Annotated in this window: 9 protein-coding genes; 3 read left to right on the top strand and 6 right to left on the bottom strand. The window is 38.5% G+C overall.

Annotation, left to right across the window (positions count from 1 at the left end; genetic code table 11):
- Positions 1 to 12: 12 nt before the first annotated feature.
- Positions 13 to 1,104: a MocR-like pyridoxine biosynthesis transcription factor PdxR gene (gene pdxR, locus BV60_RS0108980; RefSeq protein WP_029321066.1), complete on the bottom strand. Its 1,092-nt coding sequence runs from the start codon at positions 1,102 to 1,104 to the stop codon at positions 13 to 15.
- A 128-nt stretch (positions 1,105 to 1,232) separates the two neighbouring features.
- On the opposite strand from pdxR, the gene BV60_RS0108975 reads away from it, so the two are divergent.
- Entirely contained in the window at positions 1,233 to 1,838 is a 606-nt protein-coding gene (locus BV60_RS0108975) for an ECF transporter S component (RefSeq protein ID WP_035777192.1), read from the top strand.
- Positions 1,835 to 2,536 carry an anaerobic ribonucleoside-triphosphate reductase activating protein gene (locus BV60_RS0108970; RefSeq protein ID WP_029321063.1) on the top strand — a complete coding sequence of 234 codons (702 nt, stop codon included), beginning with the start codon at positions 1,835 to 1,837 and terminating at the stop codon, positions 2,534 to 2,536. The genes BV60_RS0108975 and BV60_RS0108970 overlap by 4 nt, the downstream gene beginning before the upstream one ends.
- Positions 2,537 to 2,652: 116 nt before the next feature.
- On the opposite strand, the gene BV60_RS0108965 is transcribed toward BV60_RS0108970, so the two are convergent.
- The 3 genes from BV60_RS0108965 to BV60_RS0108950 form a co-directional block, all read right to left on the bottom strand.
- Complete coding sequence (locus BV60_RS0108965; protein WP_035777191.1) at positions 2,653 to 3,864, bottom strand: ion transporter; 1,212 nt, start codon at positions 3,862 to 3,864, stop codon at positions 2,653 to 2,655.
- A gap of 23 nt (positions 3,865 to 3,887) precedes the next feature.
- A complete protein-coding gene (locus tag BV60_RS21880) occupies positions 3,888 to 6,392 on the bottom strand; it encodes a GGDEF domain-containing phosphodiesterase (protein WP_029321059.1) in 2,505 nt (834 codons plus the stop codon).
- A gap of 463 nt (positions 6,393 to 6,855) precedes the next feature.
- Positions 6,856 to 7,305 (bottom strand): Hsp20/alpha crystallin family protein, encoded by a 450-nt coding sequence (locus BV60_RS0108950; RefSeq protein WP_029321058.1) that lies wholly within the window; start codon positions 7,303 to 7,305, stop codon positions 6,856 to 6,858.
- A 439-nt stretch (positions 7,306 to 7,744) separates the two neighbouring features.
- Between BV60_RS0108950 and BV60_RS0108945 the strand changes: the two genes are divergently transcribed.
- The gene (locus BV60_RS0108945; RefSeq protein WP_029321056.1) at positions 7,745 to 7,963 is read left to right on the top strand and encodes a hypothetical protein; all 219 of its coding nucleotides are present in this window, start codon (positions 7,745 to 7,747) and stop codon (positions 7,961 to 7,963) included.
- Between the two features lie 116 nt (positions 7,964 to 8,079).
- Here the strand turns inward: BV60_RS0108945 and BV60_RS0108940 are convergent, their stop codons facing one another.
- Positions 8,080 to 8,985 carry a LysR family transcriptional regulator gene (locus BV60_RS0108940; RefSeq protein WP_029321054.1) on the bottom strand — a complete coding sequence of 302 codons (906 nt, stop codon included), beginning with the start codon at positions 8,983 to 8,985 and terminating at the stop codon, positions 8,080 to 8,082.
- Between the two features lie 209 nt (positions 8,986 to 9,194).
- Positions 9,195 to 13,217 carry an endo-1,4-beta-xylanase gene (locus BV60_RS23485; RefSeq protein ID WP_242840965.1) on the bottom strand — a complete coding sequence of 1,341 codons (4,023 nt, stop codon included), beginning with the start codon at positions 13,215 to 13,217 and terminating at the stop codon, positions 9,195 to 9,197.
- Positions 13,218 to 13,533 lie beyond the last annotated feature (316 nt).

Raw genomic sequence — 13,533 nt, 5'->3', positions numbered from 1 at the left:
AATTCATTTTCATTATACATGATTATTTCTGTTTTGACGCCTGACCTTGTTTATATGTCTTTCAAAATCTCCGCTCTCAATAAGTGCTGCTATAACCAGCTGATCAAGAGTAGGTACAGGGCATTCGTAAAAGCCTGTTTTTTCCTCAAACAGTTCCAGAAGATTTTCCGGAAGAACCATGTATGCTGCTCTCACATTGCTGCCTATGGTTCTGGTAAAGGTATTTACATATATTACTCTCCCCTCGCTATCAAGTGAAAAAATCGTTTCCTCAGGTTTTCTGCTTGGAGTAAACTCAGATTCAAAATCGTCTTCTACAATAAAACCTTCTTTTTTTCTGCTCCACTTTAAATATTCTCTTTTTTTGGAGGCCGATGCGGTAACTCCGCTCGGGAAGCTTCTGTATGGTGTGATATGAAGAACATTCATAGTTCCATTCCAAAGCTCATTACTCTCTATCCCATCCTTTCCAAGATTCAGCATTTCAATATTTGCCCCTCCGGCCTCATATACCTTGGCAATCTTTTGATAGGAAGGGCTCTCGATGCCATACACGATGTCTCTGCCAAAGGTCTGCACGATAAGGCCGTACAGATATTCCGCTCCAGCCCCGATTATTATCTGATCCGGCATTACCTCAAGTCGCCTTGACCTGCTAAGATACCTCGCGATTGCATTCCTTAACTCTACAGTCCCTGCCTTTGGTGATTTGTTCATTATATAAGAATCGTATTCACTAAGAACTCTTCTTACAGTCTTTGCGTAAATTGAATATGAAAACTTTGGCGCACTTTTGGTACTTGCGTTATTTATTTTCTCACTTATCTTCCTCTTGTTTTCGACTGGAAACAGATTTCCATCATCAATTCCGGTATATATTTCTTTATCATCAAAGCTTACAAAGTATCCGCTTTTTTCCTTAGGTGTTATAAATCCTTCCTCGGAAAGAAGCTCATAGGCATGTTCTATGGTAATAACACTTACGCCTGTTGCTTCAGCCATTACCCTTTTTGAAGGTAGCTTTGTGCCTGTTTTATATCTTCCGTTTATAATATCTTCTTTTACCTGTTCATATACCTTCAGATATCTCTTATTGTTGTCCATGCCTTCCTCATTTCTGGTTATATAAAAAAATCTAAATCTGATATTTTTAATACTACCAGTTTGATGATATATTATGGGCAGTTAATTAGTCAACGGAAAACAATATAAAAATTAACACGGAGGAGATTATGAGAAACGATCACGTTACAAAAATTACTTACGCAGGACTCATGGCAGCTCTTTGCTATGTCGGTTATGCTGTATTCCCCGCTATCAATGCTTCAGGAACCAAGGTTCATCTGGGCAATGCATTTGTAGTACTCGGCGCATTATTATTGGGAGGTCTTTACGGCGGACTTGCCGGAGCGATAGGCTTATCTCTTGCAGATATCATCTCCGGCTACGCAGCCTCCGCACCGAGAACCTTTATCTGCAAGCTTGTAATAGGTCTTGTTGTCGGACTTGTTGCCCACAAATTCGCAAAATTATCCGATGATCACAAAAAGACCTATGTTATGAAATGGTCTGCTTTGGCGGCTATCATCGGCCTTGCATTTAACTGTGTATTTGAGCCTGCTCTTAAATATGTATGGTATACACTCCTTACTCCCAATGCAGAAAAAGCAGCTTCAGCAATAAGCGCTCTCGTTGCAGTAACAACTTATGCAACAATAATTAATGCAGTTATTAATTCTCTGCTTGCTGTTATTCTTTACAATGCACTTCGCCCGGCACTTTTTAAGGCAAATCTTTTTCCCGGAATAACAAGGCATGAGTTCAAACAGGCATCATGAAAATACATGGCTTACAAAAAATGACATTATTGGACTTTCCGTCAAAAGTTGCAGCAACCGTCTTTTTAGGCGGTTGCGATTTTAAATGTCCGTTTTGTCATAATTATGAAATCGTAACAGGGAAGCTCGCTCCCGTAATGGATGATAACGAGTTATTTAGTTTTCTCGAAAAAAGGAAAGGGCTCTTGGACGGTGTAGTCGTTACCGGAGGTGAACCATGCTTAAATCCGGGACTTCACGATTTATTACAATCTATAAAAAACATGGGATTTCTTGTTAAGCTAGATAGCAACGGTTTCCATCCTGAAGTACTGCAAAAGCTTCTTTCAGAAAAGCTATTGGATTACATTGCAATGGATATTAAAAATTCCAGAGAAAAATATGCACTTACCTGCGGGTTGCCATCTCTTGATATTTCTGTTATTTCAAAAAGCATCGATATCATAATGAACTCCGGTGTAGATTATGAATTCAGAACTACGGTAGTCCATGAATTACACACTGATTCCGATTTTGATGATATAGGCAGTTGGATTTTGGGGGCAAAAGCTTACTACCTGCAGCAGTTTACCCCAAGAGATACTGTGCCTGATAAACATCTCACTGCACCTGCCACAGATGATCTTATCCGTTATAAAGATATTGTAAGAAAGTATGTACCCAATACAGATTTGCGTGGTGTAGATGCGTATGCATAGTAAGTACAGCTACTCGCAAAGTGCTCTGCTCAAAATAAAATAAGCATTCCCTTATTTACACCGTCCCCAATTTTAATTTTTTTAGGGACGGTATCTTAAGTAAGGGAATGCTTTTTTTAAACTTTAATCTCATCCTCTTCAGGAAGATGTACCTTTGAAATCACTACTATAGTGTCACCTTTTTGAAGCTTTACTCCGCCTTTGGGAATTATGGTTCTTGGGCCTCTCTTTATAGACAACAAAATTGTCTGTCTTGGGAAATCCAGATTCCTTATAAACTGATTGTTCCATGGATGTGTCGGACCAAGTGTAACCTCCTTTAAAGACATAGGCGTATCATTTTTAAGAGACTGAGCACCTATGATAACCTTATCGCCTTGTTCAAGGACAATATTTCCATTTGGAATGATAACATGTCCCTGTCTTTGTATCATTGCAATAAGGGCACCATGAGGAATATCTATATCTCTTATCTTTTTTCCGACCCATTTATCTTTTAAATTCAGCTGCACTTTTATAAAGTGCATATCTATTGTTTTAGAATAATCTCCCATGTGTTTAAGCTTAGTATATTGTTCCACAAACCCTGCGGAAATAATACCTGTAGGAATAGCTACCATCAGCACACCGAGAAATGCAAGAAATATTCCGAATACTTTTCCTAAAAAGGTCACAGGATAAATATCACCATATCCGACGGTAAGAAGCGTAGAAGCAGCCCACCAGATTCCCGAGAATGCATTTTCAAAAATCTCCGGCTGAGCCTCATGTTCAAGTGAATACATGCAAAGACTTGAAGCAAGCATCATTACGGCGATAATAAACAATGAGGACAAAAGCTGTTGGGCTTTGCTTTTTATAATCTCATTGATAACGTTTAGCGAATCATAGTAGGCATTAATTCTAAAAAGCCTTAGCACCCTGGCGACCCTGAACATTCTAAACGCTGCTGCTCCGGCCGGAAAGAAAAAAGGAAGATAGTATGGCAGAAAGCTTAGAAGATCTATTATTCCTATAAGTGAAAAGAAATAAGAAATGATCGCCCTTAATTCAGATTTATCTGGATAAATGCATTTTGCGCATACAAGCCTTAAAATATAATCGATAGCAAAAAACAATACTGTCCAGTACTCAATACGACTTAGCAGTTTTCCGTACGCTGCATCAATATTCGAAAACGTAGACATAAAGGCAGCTGTCAGATTTAAAAGAAGTGCTACTATTCCGACAATATCATATGCAACGCTTGGAAAATCCCCCATATATCCAACGGATATTATTCTGAAGAGTTTATTTCTATACTCTTCGAACTCATTACTTTTTTCCACAATATTATCCCCTATGTAATATTTTATTTATCTCCCGCATCAAACAGTATCGCTTCTGATGGACTTAGCGGTTTACTGAAGTAGAAGCCCTGGATTATGTCAGCCTTAAATAGTTTAAGCCTCTCATACTGCCATTTTTCCTCGACACCCTCAACTATAACACGCTTATCAATGTCGTGGACAAGCTGAATTACATCTTTAATAAAAGAGTCCTTTCCATCCACAAGATAACTGTCTACCAATGATTTATCAAGTTTCACATAATCAACCGGAATATAAGTCAGGTATCCAAGTGAAGAATAGCCTGTTCCGAAATCATCCATTAAAAGTTTGATTCCAAGCTCTTTTAGCTGGTCAAACAGACGCTCTGCCTGCTCTGTTCTTTCAAGAAACAGTCCTTCAGTTATTTCTATTTCGATAAATTCTCCTGAAATATTATAACGTGAAAGAAGGTCTTTTATAAAGTCCGCATAGCTCGTATCACCTATCTGATTACTTGAAAAATTAATAGAAACAGGATGTAATTCATAACCTTCCTTGCGCCATGTTGCAAGCTGTTTTATTACAAGCTCCGTTGTAAGCCTTCCAAGTCTTCCGATCCATCCGCTTGTTTCGAGTATAGGTATAAACACATTAGGATATAAGCCCTCTGCTTTCATTCGAACAAGAGCTTCAAAGCCTGAAACTTTCTTTGTTGCCGCATCAACCTGAGGCTGATAAACCATGTAAAAGCCGTTATTATCAAAGGCATCAAGGATCTTTGCCTTGATCTTGTTTTCTTCACGTACTTTCTTTTTAAGTTCATCAGCGTATTTGAACGCTTTATTACGTCCCCGCTGCTTTGCTTCATACATTGCTATTTCAGCATTCATAATATGCTGATCCGGTAAGGTTACGCCATCTGAAACAGAAATTCCTATACTACAAGATAAGATAATAGTCTCATCCCCAACAGGTATAGGAGTCCTGAAAATGTCCATGATTTCATCTATTGTCTCAGAATTTTCATCAATCTGTTCCTTCGGGACCATTAATAAAAATTCATCACCGCCGTATCTGGCAATCATCCATTCACGCTCTTTTGCTATGCTCTCAAGATTACCGGACAGATATTTAAGTATCTCATCGGCAAGCTGGTGCCCATAAGTTTCGTTTACATCTTTAAAATTATCTATATCAATCATAAGAATAGAATAGATATTTTTTATAGTCAGATTATTTCGCAAATATTCAACAGCACTTCTTCTGTTAAGAATATCAAGAAATTCATCATGTTCAGCCTGATATTTTAGACGGTCCTTAGATTTTTCAAGATCATCCCGTGATTTTTTCAGTTCGTTGTTAGTTTCATTACCTATTAAAACAGTGACATATACTCCCATCAAAAGGAATACCATGGAAAGAAATATCAGTCCCATGGTAGGGAATATTTTTCCGTACATATCAAAGAATGTCAGCGGATGATTAAAGACTACAACATCCTCAGGAAGCAGTGTTTCATCTATTCCAAACTCTTTAATCTCCGAATAATCAAATTCAGCATAATGCGGAGTCTCTACAACAAGACGCTCTCCGCTTACAGGATTATCCGTAAGAATATTTGTCATTACAGTAGCTGCAGATTTGCATTGAAATACAAAGTCCATTCCTATACTTCCAAGTACCCCGTCAGAATACCCGCTCGAAAAGTTTCTCATAATCGGAACCTTTGTATTATTTGTTATGATATTTGTCATTTCATTTGTTGAATGAACAATTTTGGAGGAATCAGTAAAGCAAGTCATGTAAATCAGAACTGAATCCTTGGGGATAGACTGTAATATTTCTGGCAGATCCTCAAAAGGAACTGTAGCTACATTTATTTCATTGAACTCGTAACCCTGATACTTCTTTTTCATTCTGTTGTAAAGCACCATATCTGCGAGTCCTGCAGGCGAACTGTCATGTATTCCGTAATATTTTTTTCTGTCCGGCATTAGCTGTATAGAAAGGTCAATTGTATCTATAAGATAATCATTTTCAAAAAAGCCATACATTCCATACCGTTCAACAGCCATCTGTGCCAATGTCATATTATTAACACCAAAGAAAACCAGAGGTATATCGTCAAATAATTCCTCCTTGTATTTCATGGCAAATTTTACTGCTTCATCATCTCCGAGCATTACACCGTCATAATCATTTTTTATATCAACCCGATTAATAAAATAATCATGAAAAGTCTCTGTGTCCTTAGCAGAACCGTGTTTCTTTGCATCCATAAACATAACGTCAAATTCAATGCCGTTAGGATCAAAGCTTTCTCTAAGTCCTTCTATCTGAGGATCAAAAGTATAATATTGGGAATTATAAGAAGACAACAAAAGAACTCGATGCTGTACCTCGCCCTTGTAAGCAGGTTCATCCATCGAGGTTTCTTCATCCGTCGTCACAAACTGCCTTAAAAATATAACAGCTATAATAAGGCAAAGGACGCTTATCATAATTAATACAACTCGTATTTTTTCAAGCGTAGACTGTTTTGCCATAAAAGAAACACCGACCTCATTATGATATAAATAATTCTACCACTATAAGTATCGGTTCATTATAAATTAAAGAGAATGTATATTTATTTATATTAAATATTGCGTAAATTTTTTATAAATAGTGTAGTGTCTTTCCTTACGCCCAGCCCCAAGACATCCATTCGGAAATGCATGTTTTCATCTTCGGTGTGATTTCTAAGACTCAAAAATGAAGGGAGCTCTCCACTCAGCGTTGTTCGTAGCAGTCGAGCTCACTTCATTTCTTCATCTTGAAAATCATCATCCGTGTCCGAGAACTGCACATTTCCAATCGGATACCTTGGGGCTGGACTGCCTATGAAAAAGAATCCAGAATACATAGAAAAAAACATAATTATGAGCATGAAGAAGGTGCTCCGCCAAGATGAAAGTCCGGCCACCAAAAATAGTTCAGTGGCCGGACATCAATTAAACTTAAAAGTATTTATCCTTCAATCATTATCATCTTCTTTTCAGGAACTTTAGGCTGTTCTTTCTTAGGAACGCAAAGACTAAGTACTCCATGTCTGAAGCTTGCCTTAATATCCTCTTCTGTAAGGTTCTCACCAATATAAAAGCTTCTCTGCATTGATCCGCTATAACGCTCCTGTCTGATAAGTTTGCCCTTATGATCCGTCTCATCCTTATCAAGTCCCTTAGCAGCACTTACTGTGAGATATCCATTATCAAGTTCAAGCTTAATCTCTTCCTTCTTAAATCCCGGAAGATCAATATCAACTTCATAGTGATCATCGTTCTCGTGAACATCAGTCTTCATCAATCTGTCGGCATGTCTTCCGTAAAGCTTCCTCTCGGTGTTATCAAAATCTCCAAACATCGGGAAATCAAACCAGTTATCAAACAATTTCTCATCAAAAATACTAGGCATCAACATAATAGTTACCTCCTTATATATAAATGATATTTATAAACTTTGAGCATTAGGGACAGAAGCCTTATAAATTATTGCTTCCTGTTTCTGTTCCCTTGTTCTATAACTGTTATAACACTTGTTAGCACTCTTGTCAAGTGAGTGCTAATATTTTTTATAAGTAATCCGCATGCAAGTAAACATGCGGATTTTAAGAATTTCTTCATTTTTTTCGGCTGAATTTGTGGCATGTTTTCTATGAAAAAACTGTTCTCAGGTTATTTTCTTTAGGCTTTTCTGCTGCAAAGTTCGTAGGATAAATTTGTGAAAGAGATTATAAAGAATAAATAAGTGCTAATATTCTATTTCTGACGAAATATTAAGAAAGAAAACACAAAATGATAACAAAATTACGTTATTATCTCTTTTATGGTATTTCAAATTTTAAAAGGAAGGTAGGCGTATGAAGATACTCGAATCAAAAATTGCTGAATATGTTGGGAATTATGCAAGAAGACACGGATATCCGCCAACTGTTGAAGAACTTATCAGGGTGTTTGGCATATCCACAATTATATGTATGATGTTTTATATACTTAATTTGTACAGAATCGGAATGATCAGAAATTCTCTCTTCTTCGGGACAGGAAATCTACAGCTCATTCCTATGAAGGTAAAATAATCAAATAGCTAAAACGTGTGCCATAAGGCGCACAATAAAAAAAGTCGGAACCTTGCTAATTTCGGTTCCGACTTTTTTTATTTGAACAAAGTACTTAGCACGAAATCATAATTTTTTTAGTCTGTCTGTGCATGGCTTTCAAGCTTCTCAACGAATCTCTGTCCCATCTCACTAAGCTGTGCCCCTTTTCTGATAATGTACCCGAAAGTAAGATTTTCTTCCTCTTTTAATTTTATATGAGTAAGATCGGAAGAATTAAGGCTGTCACCAAGCATTGCAGCTCCTACAGCGTAGCCGTTAAGTCCCAGCATGAGTTCTATTGATGTAGCTCTCTCATTGGTACTTATTATTTTTTTGTAATCGTAAGTAGCAAGTGCTTCTTCCCTATAGTAGAAAGAAGTGTTATCCCCCTGATCAAATACCATACAGGGATAATCCTGAAGTTCCTCAAGAGACAATTCCTCTTTATCTGCAAGAGGATGGTCCTTTCTTAAGTAAACATAGGTATTCCTCGTAAACAAAGTGTGAAATTCAAGTGATGCATCTGCAAATATTTTTTTGAATGTATTCTTATTAAAATCACTGAGAGCGATCACTCCTATCTCACTCTTCATGTTTTTTACATCTTCAATGACTTCGCCTGTCTGAGTTTCCTTTATTGAAAACTGATATTCATCAAGGTCGTATTCTTTGACGGTATCGATAAATGCATTTACGGCAATAGTGTAATGCTGCATCGAAACCGAAAAAGTCGGCTTGTCATTTTTTGTGTTGAGATACTTGTCTTCAACTTTCTCGAACTGTTCCACCGCGTTTCTTGCATAAGCTATAAATGAGGCACCTGCGGATGTCGTAACAACTCCATTGTGGACTCTTTCAAAAATCTGAATACCAAGCTCCTTTTCAAGATCCCTGATCGCACTGGAAAGTCCCGGTTGAGATACATATAATCTGTCAGCAGCTTTTCTCATAGAGCACTCTTCATCGATTGCAATTACATATTTAAGCTGTAATATAGTCATTTTTTAACTCTCTCCTCACCTATTTAATGCTTGTTTTTATCTGACTCATACCGGTCTGTTGCCTAGTACTGCTGTCATAATACAGCATATACTATAGCATAGATTATTCCTTTAATTGAATTTTTTTCATAGATACTAAAAAACAATTAAAAGATAAAAAAGGCTGCCAACACTTTGTGCAGCAGCCCTCTTTAGACTAAATAGATTTTTTAATTTAATGTATATCCGATAGTACTACCGATTGAGCCATCACCGAGTACACCAAACTCAATGCTCTGTCCATTGCTAAGATGTGCATTCCAGTCTACAGGTGTTATTACAAAATAATCACCGTCTTCTGTTACGCTTACATTCCAACTTGAACCGATTGTTATATCACTCTTCTTAAGCTTCAGTGTCCAGGTGTTAACATCACTTCCGGAATTATTGGAAATTTTAAAGCTAACCTGGTAGCCGCTACCCCAATTATTGATTGAATACTCAAGGTCAAGAGCGCCTGATAAAGGATTTTCGGGCTCTACAGGTGTGGGCTCCGGTTGAGGCTGAGGTTCCGGTACAGGCAAAGGCTCCGGTTGAGGCTGAGGGTCTTCCTGCCAAGGATCAGTAGCAGGTTCTTCATTTACAGGCTGTTCCTGGCTGCCACTGTTCTGCTCCTCATTTATCTGCTCAAACTGCCACTGCTGATTAGGATTGCCATAGTAAGTCCACTGACACACATTAGTACCGTCGCTTGTCTTATGCTCATAAACATCAATGTTCTTTGTTCCGTTTGAAGCTTTTGTAGCGATTGTATATATACCATCGTTATCTGTCTTCTTTACTACAAACTTCTGGGCATCTCCGCCATAACCCTGATAAATTCCGATGTTTGCGCCATCTTCATTTTCACCGTTTGCTACATCAAGCATTACGTTACCGAGTTTGCTTGTAAGTGTAATAAATCCATCATCTGTATTTGTAACATACCATTTCTGTCCATCAACGCCTGTTCCTGTGCTGATGCATACATTTACCCATCCATCAGCACTGTTTCCTTCAACAGTAAGATATTTCTGAGAAAGTGTATTCTTAAGATAATACCAGCCATCATTAATACGTGCTGCATCATGATTGTCACCTGTATTTGCAGGTTCATCAGCCGGCTGAGGATTTTCCTGCTGAGGATCATCAGAAGGCTTGGGTGTAGGAAGCGGCTCAGGTGTATAGCCTGTTGAAGGTACACCGAACGCTTCAGTATAAGCCTGGATTACCTTATCATATGCCGGTTTCTTTGATGTAGGTGTGCTGAAAAGAAGCGGCTTTGCATTATTGATCCAGGTAACCTGATCTGAAAGTCCCCACCATGTAATTCCTGTAATCTTACTTCCATTCTTCTTAAGTGCATTTATGTTCTTGTAAAGAGTATATACGTAGTTAGACAGATCATTATCACCCTTGTTTGTAATATCCATCTCTGTGATCTGCACTTCAAATCCGGCATTTAGGAAGGATTTGAGAGCCTGAGTATAGTAATCCGGAGAAGGATAGTTAGTTCCGAGGTGAGATTGCATACCAACACCTGAGCATATTTTCTGATCTGAGTTGATGTAATTTACAAGTTTGATTACATCATTAACTTCCATATATGTGTTGTAATCGTTGTAGAAAAGGCTTACCTTACCTGCAAGACCAAAATAATCAAGTGTCTGATAAGCATAAGTAAATGCTTTCTTTACATATGATGCATTTGTCTTGTTATTGCCGTAAACTGCTTCCCAACCGGAATTGCTTGCATGAAGGATTTCATTTGCAATGTCCCATGCATATACAACACTGCCGTAATCACTTAAGTAAACATGATTCATAACAGTCTTTACATACATTTCAAGACGGGCATCCATTGTGGACTGATTTACAAATCCACCGTTTCCTGCATAATTGTTTCTAAAGAACCAACTTGGTGTCTGTGAATGCCATACAAGGGTATGGGCTCTCATTCTAAGTCCATTCTCATAGCATATCTTCATAACTTCATCAACTGTATTGAAATTAATCTGAGGAACATATGCTTCCTTGTAATTATCCGGAATATAGTATCCGCGATTCTTTGCATCCGCAACGGAAATAAGTTTTGCTGAACCGCCAAGAAGTGCATCCGGCTTCATCTCATTTTCAAGCGTAATACTGTTATAGTTCTTCTTCAGCAGTGCCAGTGTATTGACATCGCGAAGCTGATAAAGATTGATGCAGGTTCCTGAGTAGCCGAAGGTATGTCCGTAGGTATTTAAGAGTGTAAGGTCTGAAGGATTAAGTGCCTGTCCCTGGCCTTGATTTCCACCCTGGTTACCACCCTGATCAGCAGACTGATTACCACCCTGAGACTGACCTTGGCCGCTGTCCCATGTAAGGTAATCGATATATGCATCCCAAGTTCCATCATCAGATGTAACCGTAAGCTCTACAGTAGTTGCTCCTGTAGCATGGCTGACATTCTCTATAGTATATTCTGCGGGATATTCATCTCCGAAATAAAAGGTTCCCTTTGACTCTCCGCCGATCTTAAGGTCGACTTTAGCCATGTTCTTACTATCTGATGCTCCACGAAGTGTAAAATTATGAGTGCCATATGCAAAGTACTGGTCAAAGCTAACCGTATCTTTATTTGCATAAAGGACAGCACCGTTAAAAGGACTTGTAATAGTGCCTGTATACTGACCACTCTTGGTCATGTTCTCGCACTCAACCTTATTATTATTTACCTGGCTGTCATTTCCGCCCTGAGTCTGACCCTGGTTATCATTCTGACCCTGATTACCGCCTGCTGTCTCACCCTGAGCAGTTGCTTTCCAATAATCAAACTCAAAGCTTCCGTTGAATACAAAGCAAATGTTTTTAACTCCGGTAACATTCTTCATAGAGCCTGTAAACTCTGTATTCTTGTTATTTGTATTAGAAAGATTTATGGTACCGAGAAGGTTACCGCTTGGACTTCCCTCTCTTACCTGAATCGTTCCTGTGCCTCTGCTGTTTACGCTAACCGTAATTGAACTAAGTCCTTTTGAGAAATTAACTCCCTTAACTTTTGTGTAATCACCGTTAGAAATACTGTCAACCCATGCAGTACCATCACCGTTTCCTGATACACCTATTCCGCACTGAGTAAACATTGTCTCAGCCTGAACAGCTGAATAGGGATCAACATATGAAGTCTGCGATACACCGGTCATTGAAGGTGTAAGGGAACTGATCTTACCATTTGATACACTTAACTTATCAATCTGAGTTGTTCTGTAACCAAGGCTCTTACCTATTACTTTTGACTCAACAGATCTTGTGTGATAAGCAAGGTAATACTGTCCGCCAAATTCAAAAATCTGGTGATGGTTGTTACCTGTAGAACCATTGAAGAACACACCGGGATTTTTCATAACCTCGCCCTGATATGTAAAAGGTCCCATCGGGCTGTTACTTGTCATGTATTCAATGGCTGCATTGTTTAATCCACCGCTGCAATTCCAGTTTGAGCAATAGGAGTAGTAATACTTGTTGCCAATCTTATTGATTCCGGAATCCTCAAACAGATACGGTGCATCAATGGTTGCTGCAGACCCGGAAACGCTTATCATATCACTGCCAAGTTTTATAACTCTTGCTGTCTTGGGATGTGCATACTGATTATTCGGTATTCCGCCACCAAAATAAAGATATCCTGTCCCGTCTGAATCAACGAGTACAGCAGGATCAAACATCCATGTAACTCCGCTGCATCCGGGTGTCGCACCTGTTATAAGTGCTTTTCCAATAGGATCCTTCCAGGGTCCTGTGGGTGAATCAGCTGTCAAAACACCGATTCCGCTTCCATTATTTGCAAAATAAAGGAAGAATTTATCCTTACCGTTAATCTTCTTGCTTGTGATGCAAGGTGCCCATGAATTTCTTGCCCACTTTGCTGCTCCGCTGCTTCCGGCAATCTTAAAGCTGCCATGATCTGTCCAGTTCACGAGATCTTTAGAAGAATAACAATTTAATGTGTCGATTTTGCCATAAGTATTTTCGTTATTACCTGCAAGTTCCTGAGAATCATTTGTAGCATAGATATAAACTGTATCATCATATACCATAACTCCCGGATCTGCGCCGTAGTTCTGAGAAACTACCGGGTTATTCTCGTTATCCCCTTTAACATAGCTTCCTCCTACTACGCTTGCAGCTAACGTGTCTGTTCCGTTTCCTATGATTAGCCCCCCAACCATCATAAGAGACAATAAAAACGTTAAACGCTTTTTCATTGCTACCCCTTTCTTCTTCCATATCGGCTTTTGTACGTTTGCATGTAAGGTATTGCGCTTTACCTCCCATATAACTTGCTCGAGCAAATCAATTCTAGCAATAATTGTTTTAGCGCACTTACCAGTTATTGCACGTATTTACTCATATATTGCTTTTTTGAACGAAATTTTTGTGCACTTTTAAACATTTTCATCCTGTCTTCTCACTCTTATATGTGCACATTTTTGTATTTGTACATTTTTCCGATGATTATAATACAGATTTCGAATATATATGCTA

The sequence above is a fragment of the Butyrivibrio sp. AE3004 genome (genome assembly GCF_000703165.1).
In the GTDB taxonomy this organism is placed as follows: Bacteria; Bacillota; Clostridia; order Lachnospirales; family Lachnospiraceae; genus Butyrivibrio.
Note: the sequence above shows the minus strand (reverse complement) of the source record. Positions and strands in the feature narration are given on the sequence as shown.